This is a genomic window from Novosphingobium sp. (assembly GCF_025351285.1).
Classification (GTDB): domain Bacteria; phylum Pseudomonadota; class Alphaproteobacteria; order Sphingomonadales; family Sphingomonadaceae; genus Novosphingobium.
This window is the reverse complement of the sequence record NZ_JANXWG010000079.1, coordinates 1-24745: the sequence shown is the minus strand read 5'-3', so window position 1 is coordinate 24745 and position 24745 is coordinate 1. Positions and strand designations below refer to the sequence as shown.

At 65.8% G+C, this 24745-nt stretch carries 19 protein-coding genes; 9 read left to right on the top strand and 10 right to left on the bottom strand.

The features are described 5' to 3' along the window. The first annotated feature begins 29 nt into the window (after window positions 1–29). The gene (locus tag Q0R16_RS09470) at window positions 30–1559 is read left to right on the top strand and encodes an amino acid permease (protein ID WP_295635537.1); all 1530 of its coding nucleotides are present in this window, start codon (window positions 30–32) and stop codon (window positions 1557–1559) included. Window positions 1560–1648: 89 nt separating this feature from the next. On the opposite strand, the gene Q0R16_RS09465 is transcribed toward Q0R16_RS09470, so the two are convergent. Further along, window positions 1649–2131 carry a pyridoxamine 5'-phosphate oxidase family protein gene (locus Q0R16_RS09465; protein WP_295635534.1) on the bottom strand — a complete coding sequence of 161 codons (483 nt, stop codon included), beginning with the start codon at window positions 2129–2131 and terminating at the stop codon, window positions 1649–1651. Between the two features lie 156 nt (window positions 2132–2287). On the opposite strand from Q0R16_RS09465, the gene Q0R16_RS09460 reads away from it, so the two are divergent. After that, window positions 2288–3088: a hypothetical protein gene (locus tag Q0R16_RS09460; RefSeq protein WP_295635530.1), complete on the top strand. Its 801-nt coding sequence runs from the start codon at window positions 2288–2290 to the stop codon at window positions 3086–3088. Continuing rightward, window positions 3039–4562, top strand: a complete 1524-nt coding sequence (locus Q0R16_RS09455) for a DUF6504 family protein (protein WP_295635527.1) — start codon at window positions 3039–3041, stop codon at window positions 4560–4562. The genes Q0R16_RS09460 and Q0R16_RS09455 overlap by 50 nt, the downstream gene beginning before the upstream one ends. Before the next feature lie 47 nt (window positions 4563–4609). Here Q0R16_RS09455 and Q0R16_RS09450 read toward each other — a convergent pair whose 3' ends face one another. Next, window positions 4610–5533: an alpha/beta hydrolase gene (locus Q0R16_RS09450; RefSeq protein WP_295635524.1), complete on the bottom strand. Its 924-nt coding sequence runs from the start codon at window positions 5531–5533 to the stop codon at window positions 4610–4612. A gap of 196 nt (window positions 5534–5729) precedes the next feature. Here Q0R16_RS09450 and Q0R16_RS09445 point away from each other — a divergent pair, with 196 nt between their 5' ends. Then, window positions 5730–9251, top strand: coding sequence for an error-prone DNA polymerase (locus Q0R16_RS09445; protein ID WP_295635521.1), 3522 nt, complete (start codon window positions 5730–5732; stop codon window positions 9249–9251). Window positions 9252–9299: 48 nt separating this feature from the next. Here Q0R16_RS09445 and Q0R16_RS09440 read toward each other — a convergent pair whose 3' ends face one another. Then, window positions 9300–11849, bottom strand: a complete 2550-nt coding sequence (locus Q0R16_RS09440; protein WP_295635518.1) for a hypothetical protein — start codon at window positions 11847–11849, stop codon at window positions 9300–9302. Window positions 11850–11919: 70 nt separating this feature from the next. Between Q0R16_RS09440 and Q0R16_RS09435 the strand changes: the two genes are divergently transcribed. The 4 genes from Q0R16_RS09435 (at window position 11920) to Q0R16_RS09420 (ending at window position 15995) form a co-directional block, all read left to right on the top strand. Beyond that, window positions 11920–12225 carry an Hpt domain-containing protein gene (locus tag Q0R16_RS09435; RefSeq protein ID WP_295635515.1) on the top strand — a complete coding sequence of 102 codons (306 nt, stop codon included), beginning with the start codon at window positions 11920–11922 and terminating at the stop codon, window positions 12223–12225. Window positions 12226–12360: 135 nt separating this feature from the next. After that, window positions 12361–13623 (top strand): hypothetical protein, encoded by a 1263-nt coding sequence (locus Q0R16_RS09430; protein WP_295635512.1) that lies wholly within the window; start codon window positions 12361–12363, stop codon window positions 13621–13623. A gap of 31 nt (window positions 13624–13654) precedes the next feature. Then, window positions 13655–14596 carry a hypothetical protein gene (locus Q0R16_RS09425; protein ID WP_295635509.1) on the top strand — a complete coding sequence of 314 codons (942 nt, stop codon included), beginning with the start codon at window positions 13655–13657 and terminating at the stop codon, window positions 14594–14596. A 1-nt stretch (window position 14597) separates the two neighbouring features. Continuing rightward, window positions 14598–15995 (top strand): HAMP domain-containing sensor histidine kinase, encoded by a 1398-nt coding sequence (locus Q0R16_RS09420; RefSeq protein ID WP_295635506.1) that lies wholly within the window; start codon window positions 14598–14600, stop codon window positions 15993–15995. A gap of 10 nt (window positions 15996–16005) precedes the next feature. Here Q0R16_RS09420 and Q0R16_RS09415 read toward each other — a convergent pair whose 3' ends face one another. The 3 genes from Q0R16_RS09415 to gltX form a co-directional block, all read right to left on the bottom strand. Continuing rightward, window positions 16006–16194: a hypothetical protein gene (locus Q0R16_RS09415; RefSeq protein WP_295635503.1), complete on the bottom strand. Its 189-nt coding sequence runs from the start codon at window positions 16192–16194 to the stop codon at window positions 16006–16008. Window positions 16195–16258: 64 nt separating this feature from the next. Continuing rightward, window positions 16259–17545 (bottom strand): citrate synthase, encoded by a 1287-nt coding sequence (locus Q0R16_RS09410; protein WP_295635500.1) that lies wholly within the window; start codon window positions 17543–17545, stop codon window positions 16259–16261. Between the two features lie 83 nt (window positions 17546–17628). Next, complete coding sequence (gene gltX / locus Q0R16_RS09405) at window positions 17629–19131, bottom strand: glutamate--tRNA ligase (RefSeq protein ID WP_295635497.1); 1503 nt, start codon at window positions 19129–19131, stop codon at window positions 17629–17631. A 194-nt stretch (window positions 19132–19325) separates the two neighbouring features. Here gltX and Q0R16_RS09400 point away from each other — a divergent pair, with 194 nt between their 5' ends. After that, complete coding sequence (locus Q0R16_RS09400) at window positions 19326–21419, top strand: ComEC/Rec2 family competence protein (RefSeq protein WP_295635494.1); 2094 nt, start codon at window positions 19326–19328, stop codon at window positions 21417–21419. 32 nt (window positions 21420–21451) lie between these two features. Here the strand turns inward: Q0R16_RS09400 and lexA are convergent, their stop codons facing one another. The 4 genes from lexA to Q0R16_RS09380 form a co-directional block, all read right to left on the bottom strand. Beyond that, window positions 21452–22165, bottom strand: coding sequence for a transcriptional repressor LexA (gene lexA, locus Q0R16_RS09395; protein WP_295635491.1), 714 nt, complete (start codon window positions 22163–22165; stop codon window positions 21452–21454). A gap of 82 nt (window positions 22166–22247) precedes the next feature. Continuing rightward, entirely contained in the window at window positions 22248–23465 is a 1218-nt protein-coding gene (locus tag Q0R16_RS09390; protein WP_295635488.1) for a molybdopterin molybdotransferase MoeA, read from the bottom strand. Then, on the bottom strand, window positions 23462–23938 hold the full coding sequence (gene moaC / locus Q0R16_RS09385; RefSeq protein ID WP_295635484.1) for a cyclic pyranopterin monophosphate synthase MoaC: 477 nt from the start codon (window positions 23936–23938) through the stop codon (window positions 23462–23464). The genes Q0R16_RS09390 and moaC overlap by 4 nt, the downstream gene beginning before the upstream one ends. A gap of 360 nt (window positions 23939–24298) precedes the next feature. Next, window positions 24299–24745, bottom strand: a 447-nt coding sequence (locus Q0R16_RS09380; RefSeq protein WP_295635481.1) for an indole-3-glycerol phosphate synthase TrpC, incomplete at its 5' end; no start/stop codon positions are given.

The following is a 24745-nucleotide window of genomic DNA, read 5'->3' as shown; positions in this document are numbered from 1 at the left end:
GCGGTGTTGTGCCCTGGATGAGGGAGAATTTGATGTTTGGTCGCGTAAAGTCGCTCGATGCCATCCTGGCGACGGCAAAGAAGAAGTCGTTGCACCGATCGCTCGGCGCGTTCCAGTTGACCATGCTCGGGATCGGCGCGGTGATCGGCACCGGGATCTTCGTGCTGACGGCCGAAGCCGCGCAGAAGGCCGGGCCGGGGATGATGGTCAGCTTCGTCATCGCCGGATTGGTCTGCGCGTTCGCGGCGCTGTGCTATTCCGAACTGTCGTCGATGGTGCCGGTGGCTGGCTCGGCTTATACTTACACCTATGCGGTGCTGGGTGAGGTACTGGCGTGGACTGTCGGCTGGTCGCTGGTGCTTGAATATGCCCTGGGGGCGAGCGCGGTGGCGGTAGGATGGTCGCACCACTTCGTCGGGCTGCTCCACGATTTTGCGCATATCGACATCCCCAAGGCCATTGCCAATGCGCCCAACGATGGCGGCGTCATCAACCTGCCCGCGGTGGTGATCGCGATGCTGGTAACCTGGCTGCTGGTTATCGGCACGACCGAAAGCGCGCGGGTCAACTCGGTGCTGGTGATGGTCAAGCTGTCGGCACTGGCGCTGTTCCTGGTGCTGGCGCTGCCGGTGATGCACGCCGAAAAGTTTCACCCGTTCATGCCTACGGGGATGACCGGCGTGGCGGGCGCAGCGGCCTCGATCTTCTTTGCCTATGTCGGGTTCGACGCGGTGTCGACCGCGGCCGAGGAAACCATCAACCCGCAGCGCAACGTGCCGATCGGGCTGATCGGATCGCTGATTTTCTGCACGATCATCTATATCCTGGTCGCCGCCGGCGCGATCGGATCGATCGGTGCGCAGCCGGTTACGGCGATCGGCGGGGCCTTGCTCGATCCGGGCAGCATGGCACTGACGCAGCGTTGCAATGAGATCGTCGCGGGCGGCGCCAAATTGCCGATGACGTGCAGCCACGAGGCGCTGGTCACGGTGATGCAGCAGACCGGGCACTTGCAAGTGGGCAACCTGCTTGCGTTGGCGGCGACGATCGCGCTGCCTTCGGTGATCCTGATGATGATGTACGGCCAGACCCGCGTTGCTTTCGTGATGGCGCGCGACGGGCTTTTTCCCGCCGCTTTCGCCAAAGTCCACCCGCGCTATAAAACGCCTTACGTGATCACCATCGCTACGGGCATGTTCGCGCTGGTGTTCGCCGGGTTCCTGCCGGTGGGCAAGCTGGCCGATCTGTCGAACGCGGGCACGCTCTATGCATTCGCCTGCGTGGCGATCGCGGTGATGGTGCTGCGGCGCACCGATCCCGACCGCGTGCGCAGCTTCCGCACCCCGGCGGTCTATGTGATCGGGCCGCTGGCGATCATCGGCTGCGTCTATCTGTATTTCAGTCTGCCGCTGTTCACCAAAACCTTCTTCCCCGCGTGGGGGCTGATCGGGCTGGTGGTCTATTTCGGCTACAGCCGCAGCCGCAGCCATGTGGGCCGGGGGATCGATGACAGCCTCGACGATGTGCCTCCAGTGATCGCGGCGGGGCACGAGGTCTGATCGCTTAAGCGGGGCTTCTGGCCCGCCAGACGCAAAAAGGGCCGCCCGGAGTAATCCGGGCGGCCCTTTTTCTTAGTTGGCCGCGAGGTTCACAGCACGGTTTCGACGTACTTTCCGCCAACTTCGTCGCGCACGTCCATGCCCAGCGCCATCCTGGCGGTGGTCAGCAGGCCCATCTGGCCCGACCAGATCGCGGCATGGCCCAGGTCCATGCGCAGGAACAGCAGGTTGGGGTCCTGCTTGCCGCCGGGGAACCACGCCTCGACGAAGTTCGACCATTGCTTGTCGAGCCGCGCCTTGTCGGTTTCCTCGACCAGCAAGCCCGAAAAGCGCGCGAACAGGTCGTGGCCCTTCGATGCGAAGTTGGCGGTGGCGGGGCCCTTCGCGGCGAAGCGGTTGTCGCGGCCGGTGAAGAACCAGATTGCGTGATGGGCGTCCTTATCCAGGCTTGCGGTCATCGGCGCTGCGGATTCGGGGTCGGCATCGCGCTGGAGCATCACGAAGGATGACGCTTCGAGTGCATTCCAGAATTTCTTTTTCAATTCGTCGGGCTTGCCGTCGCTGTACTGCATGATTTGACCTTTCGGGAATGGGATTGCTTTGGAAACGGGGAGTCCGGTGCCTGGTTCCCGGCGATCCAAAGTGGGAAAGATGATCGGGGACATTCCCCAAAAGCCGATTGCGAATCCTGTAAAACGGAACATAATAAGAACGAAAAGGCGATTCGCATGGCATCAACACACGCATCTTCCTCCGCAGATCCCGCTGCGACACCCGCGCATGGGCTGGTTCCGGGCTTGCTGGCGCGAGTCGGGCCGATCGAAGGCCGCTGGTCTCCGGGGCAGGGCTTCGATTGCCGGCACACCGAAATTTTTGCCGCCGCTGGGGAAGCCAGCGGCGCCGGGCTGGCGCTGGCTTTTGCGCTGAACCGGGCCGGTCAGTCACAAGCCTCGCAAGCCGCAGATGAAGATCAGCGGCCTTGGTTGTGGGTGCAGGACAAGGCCGCGCGCCGGCTGGGCGGGCGGCCTTACCGCGCCGGCCTGCCGCAGGCCTTGCGCCATCGCCTGGTCCACGTTTCCGCCGAAAGCCCCGAAGACGCGCTGTTCGCGCTCGAAGAAGGGCTGCGCTGCCGCGATCTGGCGTTCGTGGTGGGAGAAATCGCAGGCAACCCCCGCGCGCTCGATTTCACCGCGTCGCGCCGGTTGAGCCTGGCCGCCGAAAAGCACGGCGTGCCGCTGTGGCTGATACGGCTGGGGGCGCGGCGCGATCTCGGTTCGGCGCGGATGCGGTGGGAGGCGCGCGCCGCACCCTCGCCTCCACCGCGCTGGAACGGTCATGCGCCGGGCCCGCCGCGCTGGCATGCCGATCTGTTCCGCGCACACACCTTCCAACCCGGACGCTGGATATTAGGCACCGGAAAGTCCCCCACCGATGACCCAACCACCCTTTTCGCCGAAGCCACCTCCACTTCGCCGGATCATGGCGATCTGGTGCATGGACCTGGCGATCGACCGGTGGCGGCTGGTTAGCGAGGAAAGTGCCGACGCAGACCCTGTCGTCCTGATCACCGAAACCGCGCGGGGGCCGCGGATCGATGCCGCCAACCGTGCCGCGCAAGGATCGGGTGCGCGCGCGGGAATGCTGCTCGCCGACGCGCGCGCGCTGTGCCCGGCGCTGGTGGTGCAGCCGTCCGATCCGGCGGGCGATCTTGCCATGCTCGAGGCGCTGGCGCTGTGGGCGCAGCGCTGGGGGCCGTGGAGTGCGCTCGACCCGCCCGATGGCCTGCTGGTCGATACTGCCGGTGTTGCGCATCTTTACGGCGGTGAAACGGCGCTGTTGGCCGATGCTGCCCGCCGGTTCGCGCGGCGCGGGCTGGGCGTGCGGCTGGCCCTGGCGCCCACGGCGGGCGCGGCCTGGGCGCTTGCGCATCATGGGCGTGATCGTTCGATCCTGGACCTGCACGATGAACCGATGGCGCGGCTGGCAGACTTGCCGGCGGCGGCGCTGCGGCTCGATGACGATGTGCTGGTGCTGCTTCGCCGGCTGGGGTTGAAGCGGCTGGGTGATCTGCATGGCGTGGACCGCGCGGCCTTGGCGCGGCGCTTCCGCAACCGGCGCTCGGCTGCAGCCAATCCGCTGCTGCGGCTTGACCAGTTGCTGGGGCTGGTGCCCGAACCCGCGCTACCGGTGATCGGGGTTTCTGCACCGATGGTCGAACGCCGGCTGATGGAGCCGATCCGCCATCGTGCGCTGCTCGACCGCGTGGTGGCAGACCTGGCGGCCGATATGGTGCGGGTGCTCGAAGGGCTGGGGCAGGGCGCGCGACGGCTCGAACTGGGGCTGTGGAAGCTCGACGGCGAAGTGGTGGTGCGGCGGCTCGAACTGGCCGCCGCCACGCGCGATGCGAGCCATATCGTGCGACTGATGGCCGGCAAGCTCGACGATATCGATGCTGGGCTCGGCATCGAACTGATGCGGCTGCGCGTGAGCTGGAGCGAACCCCTGGCGCTGGCTCAAGCCGATTTCGAGGAGGCGGCCGAACGCCATGGCACCAGCCTGGCCGCCTGCATCGACCGGCTGTCGGCGCGATTGGGCGAAGCCGCAGTGTGCCGCCCGGTGCCTTACGCCAGCCACGTGCCCGAACGGGCGCAGCGCTGGCGGCCGCCGCTGGAACCACCGCCGGCCGAACAGGGCGCGCTTGCGTTCCACGCGCGCCCGCTGAAATTGCTGGATCTGCCCGAATCGATCGCGGTGCTTTACGCCACGCCCGATGGACTGCCGCGGCGCTTCCGCTGGCGCGGCAATGTCCACGAAATCGCACGCGCCGAAGGGCCGGAGCGGATCGCGCCGGAATGGTGGCGAGAGAAATCGACCGCCCGGCTGCGCGATTACTACCGGATCGAGGATGACACCGGCCGGCGCTACTGGATCTATCGCGCAGGGATTGCGGGCGATGGCCGCGGCGGGGCGCCCGAATGGTTTCTGCAAGGGCTGTGTGGGTAACCTTGACCCCCTCCCGCAAGCGGGAGGGGGTCAAGCTGGCGCCCGTCTCAAAGGTGCGGCATGACCAGCGATTCGCGGCTCAACTCATCCAGCATAATCTGCCGATCGGCCTGACTCGCCTGGTCGAGCGCGGCTTCGCGCATGTCTGTGCCGCCCAGGAATGCCAGCAGGTCGCCAATCAGCCGATCGGTCTGGCTGGCGAACACGCCGTGCGGCTCGCCATCGTATTCGACCAGTTGCGCATGCGGCACAGCGGCGGCCACCGCGCGGCCGGTGGCGTCGATCGGCACGGTCTTGTCGGCGGTGCCGTGGATCACCAGCGTGGGCACGGTGAAGCTGGGCAAGTCGGGGCGGAAATCGGTGGTGGCAAAAGCGTGCGCGGCGGCGAGCGTGGGACGCAGGCCCGCCTGCATCGCGCTGGCCCAGGCAAGGTCCAGTTGTTCGCTGTTGACCGGGCTGACCAGCAGGCTGACGCCGAAGAAGTCCTTGAAAAAGCCGCGCATGAACTTGGCCCGGTCCTGCAGCATGCCCTCGGTCATCTGGTCGAAGGTGGCTTGCGGCACGCCGTGCGGGTTGTCATCGGTCTGGAGCATGTACGGTACGACCGATGAGACCAGCGCAACGCGCGAAATGCCCTTGGCACCGTGGCGTGAAAGATAGCGCGCGATTTCGCCGCCGCCCATCGAGAAGCCGATCAGTGCGACGTCTTCACCATTCGCGGTTTGCTCGATCACGCTGGCAAGATCGTCGGCGAAGGTGTCATAGTCGTATCCGCCCGATGGCTGGTCTGATTTGCCGAACCCGCGTCGGTCATAGGCAATCGCCTTGAACCCGGCTTCGGCGAGCGCGTGAGTGACCGGGTCCCAGCTATCGCCCGAAAGCGGCCAGCCGTGGATCAGCACGACCGGGCTGCCATCGCCCCAGATCTTGGCGTGTAGGCGGGTTCCGTGGCGGGTTTCGATCGTGGGCATGGGGATTCTCCGGCAGGGTTTCGGGCAAGTCCTTGGGCGATCAGTCGCCTCGGGTTCACAACTATCGGAACGGCTGGGAGTTTCCGGTGCGCGCAAGCCTTCGTCATGCCGTGGCAGACGCGCGATGCGGCGAGGGTAGTCAAGCGGTTGATGAGAACGTAAAGTGAACAATTGCGACTCACGCTGAAACAATGGAATGCCCGAAGGACCGCTGACCCCCGACCGTCGCCGCATTGTGGCCGACCCCGATGACGTCACGCCGCTGCCCGCCAGCCCCTACGTCGAGCTGGGGCTGATGACGTGCTTCTCGTTCCTGCGCGGGGCGTCGGACGCGGTCGACCTGGTCATGGCGGCGCGCGCGTTGGGGTACGATGCGCTGGGGATCGCCGATGCCAACACCATGGCGGGCGTGGTGCGGCTGCACACCGAGGCTTCGACGGTGCGAGTGCGTCCGGTGATCGGGTGCCGGATTGAAACCGTCGAAGGACTGACGTTCCTGGCCTATCCCACCGATCGTGAGGCTTACGGGCGGCTGTGCCGGCTGATTTCCGCCGGACGCATGGCGACGATCGACGGCGAATGGCAGGCCAAGGGGGTGTGCGATATCTCGCTCGGCATGGTGGCGGAATGGAGCGAGGGGGTGCAGTTGGTGCTGGTGCCGCCGGGGGATTTGGAGACGCGGTTCACGGTTGCGGTGGAGAGCAATGTTGTGCCGCTCTTTGTCCCCCGCCCGCTTGCGGGGAGCCGAAGGCGTTCCGAAGGAACAGCAGCTGGGGGTGGCGCTGCGCCGGACCAGCCCACCCCCAGCCCCTCCCGCAAGCGGGCGGGGGGCTTGGCAGCGCTACTTCCGGACCTCATCCGGCAACTTCCTACCCTGCGCCACATTGCCGCGAGCTACCTCTATGTGGGCGACGATATGGCGCGGATCGCGGCGCTCGATGCAATGGCGCGCGCGAACGGGCTGTCGATCCTGGCGACCAACGACGTGCTGTACGCCGAGCCCGATCGCCGCCCGCTGCACGACGTCATGACTGCAATCCGGCACAAGACCACAGTGGCCAACGCCGGGCTGCTGCTCGATCCAAATGCCGAGCGGCATCTCAAATCGCCCGCGGAAATGGTGCGCCTGTTCGCAAGCTGGCCGCACGCGATCGCGGCGACGCGCGATCTGGCCGATGCGTGCCTGTTCACGCTGGAGGAACTTCGTTACGAATATCCCGAGGAAATCTGCCCGCCGGGGCTCACCCCGCAGGACTATCTCGAAACGCTGACCTGGGAGGGGGCGGAGGAGCGCTATCCGGCCAATGACTATCCTGCGGGCGTGCCACAAACCGTGCGCGATACGCTCACCCGCGAACTGGCACTGATCGGCAAGCTCAAGCTCGCCACCTATTTCCTCACGATAAAGGACATCGTCGATTTCGCGCGCGCGCAGGACCCGCCGATCCTGTGCCAGGGGCGCGGCTCGGCGGCCAATTCGGCGGTGTGTTATTGCCTGGAAATCACTGCCGTGGACCCCGCGCGCCACGCGCTGCTGTTCGATCGCTTCATCTCGGAAGAGCGCAAGGAGCCGCCCGACATCGACGTCGATTTCGAGCACGAGCGGCGCGAGGAGGTGATCCAGTACATCTACCGTCGCTTCGGCCGCCAGCGCGCCGGCCTGTGCGCCACCGTCATCCACTACCGCCCGCGCATGGCGATCCGCGAGGTGGGCAAGGCGATGGGGCTGAGCGAGGACGTGACATCGGCGCTCGCCCGCACCGTGTGGGGCGGGCACGGCCGCGAGATCGGCGAGAAGCACGTCGCCGAAACCGGCATGGACCTCAGCGATCCGCACTTGCGCCGCGTATTGAAGCTCACCGATCTGATGATCGGCATGCCGCGCCATCTGTCGCAGCACGTCGGCGGGTTCATCCTCACGCAGGGCCCGCTGACCGAGACCGTGCCGATCGGCAACGGCGCCATGCCCGAACGCAGCTTTATCGAGTGGGACAAGGACGATATCGACGCGCTCGGCATCCTCAAGGTGGATGTCCTGGCGCTGGGCATGCTGACCTGCATCCGCAAGTGCCTGGATTTGCTGGGCGAACACCACGGCCGCGACCTCGCACTCGCCACCGTGCCGCGCGAGGACCCCGAAACTTACGCGATGCTGCGCAAGGGCGATTCGCTCGGCGTGTTCCAGGTCGAAAGCCGCGCGCAGATGAACATGCTGCCGCGGCTGCGCCCGCGTGAATTCTACGATCTGGTGATCCAGGTGGCGATCGTGCGGCCCGGGCCGATCCAGGGCGACATGGTCCACCCCTACCTCAAGCGCCGGCGCGGCGAGGAGCGGGTCTCGATCCCCGCGCCCGGCCCGGCGCATGGGCCGCCCGATGAACTGACCAGCATCCTCGGGCGCACATTGGGCGTGCCGATCTTCCAGGAACAGGCGATGAAGATCGCGCTCGATGCGGCGAAGTTTTCGAGCGTAGAGGCCAACCGCTTGCGCAAGGCGATGGCCACGTTCCGCAGCCGGGGAATGGTGGATGAGCTTCAGGACATGATGGTCGAGCGGATGGTTGCTCGCGGCTACGATCGCGATTTTTCGCAACGGTGCTTCAACCAGATCAAGGGCTTCGGCGAATACGGCTTTCCCGAAAGCCACGCCGCCAGCTTCGCGCACCTGGTCTATGTGTCGAGTTGGCTCAAGTGCCATTACCCGGCGGCATTCGCGGCGGCGCTGCTCAATTCGCAGCCGATGGGGTTCTACGCCCCCGCGCAGATCGTGCGCGATGCGGCGGAACACGGGGTGCGGGTGCTGGCGGTGGATGTGAACCACAGCGCGTGGGATTGCACGCTGGAGGCGCAAGATACTCCCCATGCCGGGGAAGATCAGCGGTTCGCGCTGCGACTGGGCTTGCGCCAGATCGATGGCTTTCCCGAACACGCCGCCGCAAAGCTGGTGGCGGCACGGCTGGAAGGTGGCGCCTTCACCGATGTCGGGGCACTGAAGGGGCGAGGGGGGCTTACCCCCGCTTTGATCGAGCGGCTGGCGGCGGCCGATGCGTTCGGATCGCTGAACCTGCCGCGCCGACAAGCGTTGTGGGAGGCGCGCAGCCTGATCGCGGCGCCTGCCTTACCATTGTTCGCCTTTGCCGACGCGCGCGACGAGGGCACCGAGGCTACGCAAACGCGGCTGCCGAGTATGCCGCTTTCGGAAGAAGTGGTCGCCGATTACCAGACGCAGCGGCTTAGCCTGAAGGCGCACCCGCTGGCATTCCTGCGCGCAAGCCTCGCCGAACGCGGCTTCGTGCGCGCCGCCGATCTGCGCTCGCGCAAGTTCCGCAGCATGGTCCAGGTGGCGGGCGTGGTGCTGATCCGCCAGCGGCCGGGGAGCGCAAAGGGGGTGTGCTTCATCACGCTCGAGGACGAGAGCGGCGTGGTCAACGTGGTGGTCTGGCCCGACATGATGGAAAAGAACCGCAAGGTGGTGATGGGCGCGCGGCTGATGGAAGTGAGGGGCCGCGTGGAATACGACGATGAAGTGATCCACCTGATCGCCGCCAGCCTGACCGATGCCTCGGGCGAACTGGCGCGACTGTCGGATCAGGCGCTGGCACCCGCCATGGCGCGTGCCGACGAAGTCAATCGCCCGCTTTCCGAACGGACGGCGCCGGCCTCGCGCAGCCACCCGCGCAACGTGCGGATCATCCCCAAGTCGCGCGATTTCCATTGATCGCGCGGGGTCGATCCCGCCTTAGGCGCTGGACCTGAGTTTGCGCGCCTAGGCGCGCAGGCGCTCGATCCCCTGCGCCAGCGCCACGTAAAGCTTGCCCATGTCGGACGACAGCAGCGTCACACCCAAGGAATTGCCGTCGCGGGTGGAGAGCATCTGGCGCAGCATCGCCTCGAAATCGTGGACGTAGCGGTTGACGTGTTCGCGGAACTCGGGCTCAGCTTCGTAAAGCTGCTGGATCGAGCGCGCCTCGCCACCTTCGAGCAGGCTGACCGCGCGGCGCGTGAAGATGCCGCGATCGCCACGCAAGTACGAAGCCCAGGCGGTTTCGGACACGTCGGTCGAGAGCGCCTTGGCGATGTCGATCGCGTTCGAATTGAGGCTTTCGGTGATCAGCGCGGCGCGGCGTGCGAAATCGTTGTCGACTTGCTCCAGCGCGCGTTCGCGGGCGCGGGCGACGCGGCTTTCGAGGTTGCCGGCCAGTTCGTCGACTTTGGAAAGCTGGTCGCGCATCGCGATCGTGCTTTCGCGGCTGGCGTCGGTGGCGCGGTCGATCGCCTGTTCGAGTCGGGAGATCAGTTCGGCCGCGCGACCCTGCATGACTTTGACAACCGCAGCGCTGGTGGCCTCGCCGAGCCGTTCGGACACGCCGTCGATCTCGCGATCGGCGGCATCGCGCATGGCTTCACCGCTGCTGCGCGCGGCGTCGGTCAGCCGCACGAAGGCCGGGGTCAGCTTCGCGTCGGTCTCGTCGAGCAGCGCCGCGCTTTCGGTGCGCGCTTCGGCCAGGCCTTTGACCAGTTCGGTTGAGAGCGCCGCAGACTGGGCGGTGTGATCGCGCAACGCGTCGTGCAGTGCATCCAATTCGCTCTGTGCCGCCACAAGCCCGGCGCGCGAATCTTCGACATGGCCCGACAGCGCGCGCCCCGTATCCCCCGCCATGCCGAGATTGCGGCCGAGCGTATCGACCCGGCCTTCGATCCCGGCGAGCGATTGTTCGGCCGTCCGCACAGCTTCTGGAATGTCCTTGGCGGTGTGTTCGCTGGCCGCGCGGATCAGTTCGAGCACCCGCACCGCACCGTCGGTGAGCCGCGAGATTTCGACATCGGTGCCCACGAACACCTTGCGGCTGTCTTCGAGCCGGGCGTTGAGCGCGGAGAGCGCCTCATCGATCCGTTCGGCGCCCTTGCGGCCGTCTTCGCCAGTTTCGCGGATCGCGGTACTGAAGGCGGCAACGCGCTCGTTCACGCTGTCGCATTCCGCGGCCAGCGCGGCGGCATGGTCGCGCTGCGCCTTGCGCATCGAATCGATCGACACCTCGAACGCCGCCACGCGCCGTTCGAGCGCGTCGGCGGCTTCGATTTCGATCGAGGCCAGCGTGGCGTGGCGTTGGCCGAGCGCGCGGTCCATCGCCGCAAGCTGTTCTTCGACCACGATGCGGTGCTGTTCGGCCAGTGCGGTCAGGGTCGCATGGCGTTCCCCGGCCAGGCTGGCGAGCGAATTGGCATCGTTGGTGATAGCATCGCGCACCGCGCGGCTTTCGCGGGTGAGTGCGCCGATCCGTTCACCATGCGCGGCGATCGACTTGGCTTCGGCGGCTTCGAGCGCGGCGCGGTGCGCGGCCAGATCGGCCGACAGTTTCTCGGCGCGGTTGCGCATGGCTTCGAGCACATCGGCTTCGTGGCCGTCGAACGCTTCGCGGGTGGCTGCGTGTGCCTCATCGAGCGCGGCAAAGCGTTCGGTGCTGATCCGGCCCATATCCTCGGCTTCGCTGTTGAAATTGGCGAGCGCGCCCGACACGATTTCGCGCAAGGCTTCGATCTGCGAGGTGCTGGCCTGGCCGAATTCGTTGAGCCGCTGGAACCCGGAGACCATGTCTTCGAGTTGAAGATGCGCGGTGCGGCCGGCATTGGCGATGAGGTTGGTGACATCCTTGGCCGAATTGGCGACCACCGGCATCTGTCCGCGCAACTTTTCCATGTTGTCGAGCGCGGCCGTGGATACAGTGGCGATACGATCGAGGTTTTCGCCGTTGCTGGTGACGAGCGCACCCAGCTTGCCCGCGCTGGCTTCGAGCCGTTCGACCGCCATGCGGCCCAGCGCTTCGAGATCGCGCGATTGCGCGGCGATGAATTCGCGCGCGATCGACAATTCGCCGTTCATCGTGACCATGCGGTCCTGCAACTGCGCCGACTGCACCGCGAGATCGCGTGCGAGTTCGGCATCGAACGCCGCCGGCCTTGGCGCCTTGGCCGCACCAATGCGATGCGCCAGCAGCAGGATCAGCACGACCGGCATGGCCCATTGGCCGATCCACGCCGCCCAGACGTTCGGCGCCGGACTCGCCACGATCGCCGGCCAGTTGGCAAAGGCAAAGAACGCGGTCCATCCGGCCAACAGCAGCGCGACAGCGATCGCCGGCGCGCGCAGCCGTGATGGTCGTTTGGGCTGATCGTCTTCCCACCACTGTTCTTCGTGCGGGTCAGCGGCAGCGGAAACAGCCGTCTCCTCAGCCTGCATGGTGAGTTCGAGCACATCGTCGGACGCAAGTCCGGACGCGCTGCCGTCGATCGCTACGATCCGTGTTCCCCCGCTCATTCGCACACCATAGCATAGCTCGCGGCCAAGCATAAACCCCGGCTTAACCCTAAGCCGATAAGCCCGCGACATGGCCTATCTCGGTGAAAGCTTCGATTCAAACCTGGCTGCGGCCTGCGGGACAGACGAGGCGCTGTTCCACGAATTGCGCGCTGCATTCGCCAGCAGCGCCGAACGACAGCTCGATCTGATGCGGCGCGCGCGCTGCGATGGCAACTGGCTGGTCGCGGCAACGCGCCTGCGCGGTCTGGCCGCCAGCTTTCATGCTGAAAAGCTGATGGATCTGGCCGATTACGCGATCCTTACCGCACCGGGGGATCCGCGCGCGCTGCGCGAGATCGCCGCGCATATCGAAACATTGTCGACGCCAGCCTGAGCGCGGCAATTTCGATCGGACCCAGGATCGGATATTGCTCGGCCGCAAGGCTTGGCAGGATCGCCGCGCCAGACTATCGCTTCGGACTCGCGCAAGGGTACGCTGCATGAGCGTGCTTGCGCAGGAGAACGAGTGGTGCGGGTCGCGCTGTTATCGCTGGTAGAGCGCACCGAACGCCAACCCGATGGCGCCCTCGGAGAGCTGCTCGTGGGCGGTCGTCCGTTGATCGGACACCAGCTTGCGCAAGCGCTGGCGCTGGGCTGTCGGCGGATCGTTATCCTGGTCGACCAGTCGATTGCCGATCTCGCGCCGCTGCGTAACGCCGCCGAGCGGGTGGGTGCACAAGTCCACACGATCGGCAGCAGTATCGATCTGGTGCCGCTGGTCACGCCCGCCGACGAACTGATCGTGCTGGCCGACGGGCTTTTCGCCAGCCCTGAAGCGGTGCTGGCATTGCTGGCGCAGGAGCAGGGCGTGCTGTGCTTCCCCATAGACGAGGGGCTGGCTGCGGGGTTCGAACGGATCGACATCAACCGCGCTTATGCCGGAGCGATGCATCTGCCCGGCCGGCTGGTATCGCGGCTGGCGGATTTGCCGGGAGAATGGAGCGTGCCATCGGCGTTGATGCGGCTGGCGGTCCAGGCCGGGGTGCCGCTGCGGCCGGCGCCCGCGCAATTGCTCGCGGCGGGGGGCTGGAGGCTGCTGTCGAGCGAAGCCGATGCCCATCGCGCCGAGGAAGACTGGGTACGAATGCACGTGCCTGCGGGTGAAATTGCGATGCCCGGTGCATGGCTGGCCAACCTAGGCGTGCGAACGCTGGGCCCGACCTTGCTCCATGCCGGTACGCGGCCGGCGCTGATCGGTGTGGGTGCCGGCCTGCTTTCGCTGCTGGGCGTGGGCGCGGGCTGGCTGGGTGCGACCTCGATCGGGCTGGTCCTGGTCGGGCTGGCCTGGCTGGTCGCGCGCGCCACCGATCTGCTGGCAGAGATCGAACGCGCCGCGCTGATCCGCCCGGCCGTGCGGTTCCGCACCGATGGCTTGCTCGACTGGTTTTTCGATGCGCTGTTCGTGCTGCTTTGCGCATGGCGGATCGAAGGGGCGGCCAACTCGTCGTTCGGAGCGCCGTCGTTCGCCCCGGCCTTGTTCGCCCCACTGGTGTTGTTTGGACTGCTGCGCCTCATCCCCCGAATGGCGGCCCGGACCAATGGACGCCGCTGGCGGTTGAGCTGGATTGCCGACCGGCTGATCGCGGCTTTTGTCCTGGCAGTGGCAAGCGTTGCGTTACCGTTCGGCGCGGCAGTGGCACTGATTGCGCTGGCGTTGCTTGGTGTGTCGCTGCTGGTGACCGCGACCGGCGATCCATCAAGCCCTAACCCGCCCTTAACCAACGGCGAGTAAGGCCATCTTCATGGCGGAAGCGGCTTATTCAATGGATTCACGCGCGGCGTTCGAGGACCTGCTTCGCGATGAAGTGGCGATGTCCGAGCAATTTCGTGCGGGCGCCGGGCCGATCCTGCGGCATCTGCTGCGCAACGATGATCGTGCGATGTTCAGCGATGAAGTCATTGCGCGGGTGCGGGGCATCCTGCGCGACCTGGCAAAGCAATTGCTCACCGCCACACACGACGGCGCCAGCGAGCCCGGACGCGTGCCCGAACAGGCGATCGAGGAGCTGGTCATCAGCTTCGTCGAAATTCCGGCGCTGCTGTCGCATGTCCACGCACTCACGCTCGAATGGCAACTGGCCGACCATCTTGCCACGCGGATCGCGCTCGATGCGGTGCTGAGCCCGCTGCTGCAGGCGCGCATTGCCAGCCCCGATGCGGAAGAATCGGCTACGGCGATGTTGCTGCTGACCGCGCAGGCGCGCTTCATGCAGGCCGTGCGGCGCATGGAGTATCCGCTCCACGAATTGCCGGGTGACCTGTTCCACCTCACGCTGTTGTCGCTGCGCGCGCACGGTGCGCACGATCCCGCTGGCGATGCGAAGGCTGCTGCCGCCGATGCCGCGCTGCGGGCGCGCTATGATGAACGCCGCACGCGGCTGGCGCTGATCGAGCAAGTACTGGCGGCGATGGGCTCCGAAGCGAGCAATGCGCTCTATCTCCAAACCGCAGGGGTGGGCTTTTTCCTGACCGCACTGGCGCTGGGGTCGCGGCAGGACCGTGACGAAGCCGCGTTTTCCACCACCGACAGCCAGATCGGCAAACTCACGCTGCTGATCGCGGCGTGCGGTCTCAAGGGCGAGGCGCTGGTCGGCCAGCTTGCCGCGCTGCACCCCGATTTCGATCTGCCCGACGGGCTGCAAACACTCCGGCCCGACACCGCAGCCGCGATCCTAGCCGAAGCCACCGCGCGGACGGACCGCTGACATGACGCAGGCGGCCGCGCCGATCCGCGCGCGGATCGATCCAGCGGAGCGCATGGTCAGCGCCGACGAGCCGCTTGCCGGGCTGCAATTGCGCTGCGGCGGGCAGATTCCCGGCGTTATCGCCATCCCCACGCTGCTCACGCTGGTACGCAAGGCGCGGCGCCAGCGGTTGCGGCTGGCGCGCAAGATCACTGCGCACGACGATGGCCAGGTCATTTCCGCTTGGGCTGAAGTCGAACCCGACGACGCTGGCATCGGACTGGCGCTGACGCATTGGCGCAGCGAAGCAGCAGCAGTCCCGGCGGGGCCTTCGGAAGTCGGGCCGGCGCGCGAATTCGAACTCGTCCGCCACATTGCGGAGTGTCATGCACTGCTCGATGAGGCGCAACGTGTCCGCTACATGTCCGCGCAAGCCGCCGATCTCAAGCCATTCGAACGCAAGGCCAAGGCGGAGACGGACCGCCCGTGGACCGATCTCGTTGAATTCGACGGCCTGGGAGCACAGCAGACCGCGTTGCATTGGCGCCTGCTCGACGGTGCCAGCCTCTCGGTGCCGGGCAGCGATCGGCGATGGGTGGCGCGGCTGGCACCGCTTTCAGTTGGCGGCTTCGAATTGTTCCTGGTTCCGGCGGCCATCGAGGCGCTGCCGCAGGATTTGCCGGCTGCCCGGACGGCCGAGGCCGACGCTCCCGGTGACGATGTCTATCACAGCTTGCTGGCGCGCGAACTCGGGCCGGCCTTGCGCCAGCCGATCGACCGCATCATCGCCAACGCCGAAACGATCCGGACCCGCTTGGGCGGTCCTTTGGCCGACGAATATGCCAGTTACGCGGCCGACATTGTCGAGGCAGCCCGCCATCTGCTCGGGTTGGTGAATGATCTGAGCGATCTCGACGCGATCGAATCGCCCCAGTTTGCGCCGGCGGCGGACGCGATCGATCTTTGCGATTGTGCCATCCGCGCTGCCGGGCTGCTATCGGTGCGCGCGCGGCGCAGCGATATCACGATCCTGAAGCCATCGCGCGAGCAGGCCGTGCCCGCGATCGGCGAATTCCGTCGCGTGCTGCAGATCTTGCTGAACCTGATCGGCAACGCGATCAACTATGCGCCCGAAGGCACGCAGATCCGGCTCGATTGCGGCTTCGCGGGTGATCACGCATTCGTATCGGTCAGCGATCAGGGGCCGGGGCTGAACGTCGATCAGGCTACGCGGGTGTTCGAGAAATTCGAACGGCTGGGCCGCTCCAACGATGGCGGCAGCGGCCTTGGACTGTATATTTCACGCCGGCTGGCGCGTGCCATGGGTGGTGAACTCAGCGTAACGGCCACGCCGGGGCAGGGCGCGTCCTTCGTGCTGACATTGCCTGCCGGGCCCGCCAGTAGTCCTGAACGGGCCTGACCCGACCCGATCAGCGCCGCCGCGCCATCAGCAAGAGCGCCACGCCAACCACTGCCAGGACCGCGCCGTTGATCGCCCACTGCTTCTGCGCGAGCATGAAGCTGGATGAGGGCCACATCACCACCCCGGTGCCCTGGCCGATCCACAGCAAGCCCATGAGGATCGCGAGCACAGCGATCACCTGTAGAATCAACCGCATGGGCTTATGCTCCTGAAAATTCGACCGTCGGCGCGCAAACCGCGCCGACGGTCGGGATACTCGGTCAGCGCTTGTCGATAGAAACGTAGTCGCGCTGCGCCGGCCCGGTGTAGAGCTGGCGAGGGCGACCGATCTTCTGGCCTGGATCGCTGATCATTTCGTTCCATTGCGCCACCCAGCCCACGGTGCGCGCCAGCGCGAACAGCGCGGTGAACATCGTGGTCGGGAAGCCGATCGCCGAAAGGATCACGCCCGAATAGAAATCGACGTTGGGGAACAGCTTCTTTTCGATGAAGTAGGGATCGTTGAGCGCCATTTCTTCAAGCCGCAGCGCCACTTCGAACACCGGGTCCTTGACCTTGAGCGCATCGAACACCTCGCGCACGGTCTTCTGCATGACGGTCGCGCGCGGATCGTAGTTCTTGTAGACGCGGTGGCCGAAGCCCATCAGGCGGAACGGATCGTTCTTGTCTTTCGCCCGCTCGATATAATGCGGGATGCGGTCTGGCGTGCCGATTTCCTGGAGCATGTTGAGCGCGGCTTCGTTGGCGCCGCCGTGAGCCGGACCCCACAGGCAGGCGATACCTGCGGCGATGCACGCGAACGGATTGGCGCCCGACGAACCCGCCAGCCGCACGGTCGAGGTCGACGCGTTCTGTTCGTGATCGGCGTGGAGGATGAAGATCCGATCCATCGCCTTTTCGACCGCCGGCACCACTTCGTATTCTTCGGCCGGCACGCCGAAGGTCATCCGCAGGAAGTTGCCGGTGTAGGACAGATCGTTCTTGGGATAGAGGAACGGCTGGCCGACCGAATACTTGTAAGCCATCGCCGCGATCGTCGGCATCTTGGCGATCAGGCGGTGGCTGGCGATCTTGCGCTGCACCGGATCGGCGATGTCGGTCGAATCGTGGTAGAACGCCGAAAGCGCGCCGACCACGCCGCACATGATCGCCATCGGGTGCGCATCGCGGCGGAACCCACGATAGAACGTGGAAAGCTGTTCGTGCAGCATCGTGTGGCGGGTGATCGTGCGCGTGAAGTCCGACAGTTCCTGCGCCTTGGGCAATTCGCCGTTGAGCAGCAGGTACGAAACTTCCATGAAGCTCGATTCTTCGGCCAGTTGCCCGATCGGGTAACCGCCGTGAAGCAGCACGCCTTCATCGCCATCGATGTAGGTGATCGCCGAATCGCAGCTTGCAGTCGAGGTGAAGCCTGGATCGTAGGTGAACAGGCCCGATTGCCCGTAGAGCTTGCGGATATCGACCACGTCGGGGCCGATCGTTCCGCTTCTGACGGGCATGTCGAACGACTTGCCTTCTGCGCTGAATGTTGCCTGCTTATCGCCCACCTTCGAGTCCTCCTGTCGCGTTTGCTGCCGAGCTTGCCAAACCGGTGCCTGTCATGGTCATGCTGTCCGGACGAAACGACCGGTCAGGCCGCCATTTCGCCGATCTGATCGCAGATCCGCGCCAAGGCTTCCTCCCTGCCGAGCAGGACAAGCACATCGAAAATACCCGGCGAGGTCGTCTGTCCCGTTAGCGATGCTCGCAACGGCTGGGCTATTTTGCCCAGACCGACCCCCAGCGCCTCTGCCATCTGTTTCAGACTGGCTTCCAGCCCTTCGCTTGTCCAGTCATTTTCGGCTTTGAGGCGCGTTGCGATTTGTTGAAGCAGGCCGCGCGCATCGTCAGTCAGCAGGGCTTGCGCCTTGGCATCAATCGCCAGCGGGCGTTGCACGAACAGAAAAGCCGCACCACGCGCCAGTTCGTCGAGATCGGCAGCACGTGGTTTCAGCACCGGCATCGCCTGTTTTAGCAATGCCAGATCGCGCGATTGGTCGAATCCGGGCGCCAATCCAGGCAAGCGCGGGGCCACCAGCGCGGCCAACCGGGCATCGTCGGCTTCGCGCAGATAGATGCCGTTGAGGTTCTGCAACTTCTTGAGATCGAACCTCGAGGGCGATCGGCCCACCGCATCGAGCCCGAACAGCGAAACCGCCTCGTCGCGGCTGATCACTTCCTTGTCGCCATAGCCCCAGCCGAGCCGGAGCAGGTAGTTCGACAGCGCTTCGGGCAGCACGCCCATCTCGTCGCGATAGGCTTCGACGCCCAGCGCGCCGTGGCGTTTGGACAGCTTGGCCCCGTCGGCGCCGTGGATCAGTGGGATGTGCGCATAGATCGGATCGGACCAGCCGCCCTCGATTTCGTTCATGGCGCGATAGATCGGCAATTGGCGGAAGGCATTGTTGAGGTGATCGTCACCCCGGATCACATGGGTGACGCCCATGTCGTGGTCGTCGACCACCACCGCCAGCATATACGTTGGCGTACCATCGCCACGCAGCAACACGTAATCGTCGAGTTCGGCATTGGCCACCGTGACGGGCCCCTGGACGCGGTCTTCGATGGTGACTTCGCCGCTGAGCGGCGTGCGCAGCCGCAGCACGAACGGAGCGCCGGCTGGGGCAGACGCGGGATCGCGGTCACGCCAGCGGCCATCGTAACGCAGCGGCTGCTTGTTGGCGCGCTGCTCGGCGCGCATCGCTTCCAACTCCTCGGGCGTGGCAAAGCACTTGTAGGCGTGGCCGGCCGCCAGCAGTTGATTGGCAACTTCTGCGTGGCGCGCTGCACGGGCGAACTGGAACACCGGCGGCCCGTCCCAATCGAGGCCAAGCCAGTCGAGCCCGGAGATGATCGCATCGATGGCAGGTTGGGTGGAACGTGCGCGATCGGTATCTTCGATCCGCAGCAGCGCTTTGCCACCGTGGTGCCGCGCGAACAGCCAGTTGAACAGCGCGGTCCGCGCGCCCCCGATATGCAGGAACCCGGTTGGGGAGGGTGCAAAGCGGGTAACAACCCTACCTTCTGGCGTACCCTCTGGCGCGCCCCTTGCGGGCGCCGCTGCTTCGGGATTGGTCCCAGTTGTGCTTGCCATGGGCGGCGCGATCCTTTCCATCTGGTGCCATGTCGGCGCCGGACGCCATTGCTCTCATCGCACAAGCGCCTTTTGCAGACCATGGTGCTGCGGGCAATGCGCATATGCGTGCAGCGGCCTCCGACGGCCAGGTTCTTCCCCCGAAACGGACGTGGTCGGGCCATCTTGCTGCAATTTCAGCTTATCCGGGCAAGTTGGTTGACTCGCTCGAACACTTCCTGGCCGAACGCGGGTTCGAACGTGCGCCTTGGCTGGCCGTTGCTTTCGGCATGGGCGTTGCGCTGTGGTTCAGCCTGCCGGCGATGGCGCAATGGATCGCATTGTTGTGCGGTTGCACGGCAATGGTGCTCGCCGGGTTGGCAATGGACAATGGCCATGACGGTGTTCGCGTTTCGCATATCGCCGCCGCGCTTGTCGGGGTGGGGCTTATGGTGGCGGCCGGATGCGTGACGATCTGGGCGAAATCGACGCTGGCCGGCACGCCTCCGTTGGCCAGCCGCGGCATTTACTGGATGACCGCGCGGGTGATCGAGCGTGAAGAACAGCCCGCACTCGATCGGGTGCGGCTGCGCTTGGCGGCGCGGCTCGATCACATGGCGGCGCCGATCGAAATCCGGCTCAACCTGGGCCCCGGCGATGACGATCCGCAATTGGTAGAGGACGCATCGATCCGCTTGCGCGCCCGGCTCAATCCACCTGGCCCGCCCACGGTGCCGGGGGGGTATGATTTCGCGCAGTTCGCGTGGTTCGATCACCTGGCGGCCACCGGATCACCGCTCGGGTCGATCGAAGTGTTGAAGCCGGCCGATCGGCGCGATTGGCTCAAGCAATGGCAACGGCAGCTATCGGACCACGTTCGGGCGCGCGTGGCCGGTTCGCCCGGTGCGTTGGCTTCGGCTTTCGCGAGCGGCGATCGTGGCGGGATTGCACGCGAAGACGACCAGGCGATGCGCGATGCCGGGCTTACCCATTTGCTGTCGATCAGCGGGTTGCACGTGAGCGCGGTGATAGCGCTGACTTATGTGGTGGTGGTGCGGGTGCTGGCGTTGTGGCCGTGGCTGGCGCTGCGGATGTCGCTGCCGTTGCTGGCATCGACCGCCGGCGCGCTGACCGGATTGGCTTACACGTTGCTGACCGGCGCCGAAGTTCCGACGGTGCGGTCTTGCGTGGGGGCTTTGCTGGTGCTGGCTGCGCTGACCTTGGGTCGCAGTCCATTGTCGTTGCGCTTGCTGGCATTCGCCGGGCTGTTCGTGATGACGTTCTGGCCTGAAGCCGTAGTCGGGCCGGGATTCCAGATGAGTTTCGGTTCGGTGCTGGCGATCGTGGCGTTGCACGGTTCCGCACCGGTCCGGGCGTTCCTTGCGCACCGCGATGAGCCGTGGCCGATGCGGATCTGGCGCCACCTGGCGATGTTGCTGGTGACCGGGGTGGTAATCGATGTCGCGCTTATGCCGATGGCGCTGTACCACTTCCACCGCGCCGGGCTTTACGGGGCGGCGGCCAATGTGCTGGCAATCCCGCTGACGACGTTCGTGTCGATGCCGATGATTGCGCTGGCGCTGGTGCTCGATCTGGGCGGCTTTGGCGCGCCGGCGTGGTGGTTTGTGGGCAAGTCGCTGGCGCTGCTGCTGGCCATTGCGCACCTGACCGCAAGCCAGGCCGGTGCGGTGATTCGCTTTCCGCCGATGTCTACTGCGCTGTATCTGGCCGTGATCGCAGGTGAGCTGTGGCTGGCGCTGTGGGTCGGCAGAGTGCGGTTGCTGGGGCTGCTGCCGATTGCGCTCGGCTTGGTGAGCCTGGCGTTCCTGCGCCCGCCCGACGTGTTGATTTCAGGCGATGGACGGCAAGTCGGCGTATTCGGGCAGGGGCCGGCAATGATCAGCTTGCGTAACGGCCGGGGTGGATTCATGCGGCAGGCCCTGCTCGACGATGCGGGGCTGGCCGGCGACACCATTGCCATGACCGATTGGCCGGCGGCGCGCTGCAACAGCGATTTCTGCGCGATGATCGTGCGGACCCAAGGCACCGAAACCCGCCTGTTGATGCAACGTAGGGGGGCGCGGGTGGGCACGCTTGGCCTTGTGAATGCCTGCGCTGCCAGCGACATCGTGGTGTCAGAGCGCAGCTTGCCCGCGGTGTGCCGGCCGCACTGGTTCAAGGCGGATCGCGGTTTGTTCGAGCGCACCGGCGGGCTTGCGATCGATCTTTCTGCCCGCAAAGTAACCACCGTTACTACCGGGCAAGGCAAGCACGGTTGGGAACGCTGGATCGAACCCGTCGAGGAATGACCACGCCTCACCGAGGCGTGGCACATCACCGATCAGTGATAACGGCGCAACAGCCCGGCGAGCTTGCCCTGGACCTGCACTTCACCCGGCCGGTAGAACTGCGGTTCGTGCAGCGCGTTGGCGGGATCGAGCCGGACCATGCCATTTTCGCGGCGCAAGTATTTGAGCGTCGCTTCTTCACCGCGCACCAGCGCCACGACGATTTCCCCGTCACGTGCGACATCGGTGCGGCGGATCAGCGCATAATCGCCATCGAGAATGCCGGCTTCGACCATCGAATCGCCCGAGACTTCGAGCGCATAATGTTCGCCCGCGCCAAGCAGTGCGGCCGGGACCGGCAACATCGACGATCCTTCGATCGCTTCGATCGGCATGCCCGCCGCGATCCGGCCGTGCAGCGGCACTTCGATCACATCGTTGGCGGGGCGCGGCGGTGTGGCGCGCAGCGGCGCCTGGACGACATTATTGTTGGCCAGATTGCTGTTGGCTGGCTCAGGCGTGGCCGAGCGACTGACAGGCCGCTGGACGCTGCTGTCGGGCTGGCGCAAGACTTCGAGCGCGCGGGCGCGATTGGCCAGGCGGCGAATGAAGCCGCGTTCTTCCAGTGCCGAGATCAATCGGTGAACCCCCGACTTGGACTTGAGATCGAGCGCGTCCTTCATTTCTTCGAAGCTGGGCGAAATGCCCGAATCTTCGAGCCGGTTCTGGATGAAGGTCAGCAATTCGTGCTGTTTACGGGTCAGCATATCCGGGTCTCCGCCAAGGACGTCCGCCCAAACCTTTGCGTGCGAACGAATGCGGAACAGATACGAAACGATTCGGGCTCCGTCAAGCAAATGCGCCATTGTCGAGCAGGAACACACGAACTTGCTCACCGATGGCGCGCGGTGGTGCACCCATTTCGCGTTCGATCAACGCATTGGCACGCGCCAGCGGCCCGATCGCGCCCGAATCCTGCATGGTGTCGGCCATTACCGTTTCGCCGTTCCAGCGCGCGCGGATGAACTCCATGCGGCCGCCACCGGCCGCGAGCGGAGCGGCGAGCGGCACTGTAAACGCGTGCGGCAGCGGTTTGGCCGCACCCATTGCGGCGCGCAGCACCGGCAGCAGGAACAACCACGCCGTCACGTACGCCGATGCCGGATTGCCCGGAAGGCCAACGATCAACTGGCGGCCCTTGCGCGCGATCAGCAGCGGCTTGCCCGGCTTGATCGCAACCCGCCAGAATTCCAGTTCGGCGCCGATGCGCGCCAGGGCGGGGCGGATCAAGTCGTGTTCGCCAACCGAAGCCCCGCCACTGGTCACGATAACATCGGCGTCGGCATGGGCTTCGAACGCGGCGACAAGCGCGTCGAGCCGGTCAGCCACCGGCCCGGTGCAGGTAACTCGGCACGGCAATTCCGCCACCATCGCCGCCAGCATTGCGCCGTTGCTGGCGGGCAGGCCGAAATCGCCAGCGGGTTGCCCGGCGGGCACGAGTTCATCGCCGCTGTCGATTATGGCAACGCTGGGCGCGCCGCGCACCGCCAGCAGGTTGTGGCCACCGGCAATGGCCAGCGCGATCCGGGCAGAATTGAGGCGCGTTCCTGTTGGCAGCAGCAATGCGTCGTCGGCAAAGTCCATCGCCTGCGGGCGGATATGGCGCGAAGCCGGTTGCGGCGACGTTCCGGTTAGCAGCAGCCGATCTCCATCACGCTCGGCGTCTTCCTGGATCAGCACGCAGTCGGCGCCTGCCGGAACCGCGGCGCCAGTCGAGATGCGCACGGCTTGGCCGGCGCCGATCGAACCCGCGAAAGGACGCCCGGCTGCGCTTTCACCGATCACCTGCCACGGCCCGGGCAAGTCGGCGGCGCGCAGCGCATAGCCGTCCATCGCCGACAGCGCGACGGCGGGCTGGTTGCGGCGCGAGTGAACGGGGTGCGCGGTGTAGAAGCCGTTGCATTCGGCAGCCGGACGGTGCTCGATCGGCATGGTCGGGGCAAGCGCGAGCAATCTGGCCTGCGCCTCGGCCAGCGGCAAGGGGGCAGGGCGGTTCGGCAGGCTCATGCGGGGGTCCGCTTCCAGTCTCCCGACTTGCCGCCGCGCTTTTCGATCAGCCGCACCGCGTCGATCACCATCGCCTTGTCGACCACCTTGGCCATGTCGTAGATCGTCAGCAGCGCGATCGAAACCGCGACCATCGCCTCCATCTCCACCCCGGTGCGCGCGGTGAGCGAGGCGGTGGCGGTGACCGCCACGCCATCTTCGAGCAATGCGAAATCGACCGCCACCGCATCGAGGCCGAGCGGGTGGCACAGCGGGATCAACTCGGCGGTTTTCTTGGCCGCCATGATCCCTGCGATGCGCGCGGCGGCGAGCACATCGCCCTTGGGGACCGCGCCGTCGCGGATGGCGTCGAGCGCCTGCGACGACATGCGGATGCGACCGCCCGCGATCGCCACGCGGCTCGTCTCGGCTTTGCCGCCGACATCGACCATGCGCGCCTTGCCCTGCGCATCGAGGTGGGTGAGTACGGTCATGCGATCAGTCCCGGAAGGTGACAAGTTGACGCAATGGACGGTGTCCTGGAGGTGAAGTCTGCGGCGGCCCAGGCTGGACTGAAACATGGTCTGATCGAAGCAGGATCGGTGCTGTGCATCGCGCGGTCATGCCAGACCAAGATGCTGTAGGACAGGGGGATGTTGGGCGACTGACATTCATGCCGCCCCTCCCTTTCGGCTGACATCGGCATCAACGGGCGGTTGGCACGGGCGGTTGGCACGGGGCATTACGACATTCGAGACCAACGAACGTTTCCGGCGCTTCCTGCTAGGCGACGAGCGCATTTTGTGGTCGGGCCAGCCCAGGCAGTGGCGGCCGTGACGCGCTGCTGATACCGTTCAGCCCTCCAGCAACGCCCGCGTTGCTGCCGCGATATCATCCTGCCGCATCAGGCTTTCGCCGACGAGGAAGGTGCGCACGCCGGCCTTGGCCAGCCGCAGGCAATCGGAGTGGTTGGCGATGCCGCTTTCGCCGACCAGCAGCGTGCCCTCGGGCGCGAGCGGGACGAGGCGTTCGGTGACCGCAAGATCGGTGACAAAGCGTTTCAGATCGCGGTTGTTGACCCCGATCAGCCGCGATTTGAGCCGCGATGCGCGATTCATCTCGGCTTCGTCGTGCACTTCGATGAGCACGTCCATCCCGCGTTCGATCGCGGCGGCTTCGATTTCGGCCATCACGCTGTCTTCGATTGCGGCGACGATGATCAGGATCGCATCGGCACCGATGCTGCGCGCTTCTGCCACTTGCCACGGATCGACCATGAAATCCTTGCGCAACACCGGCAG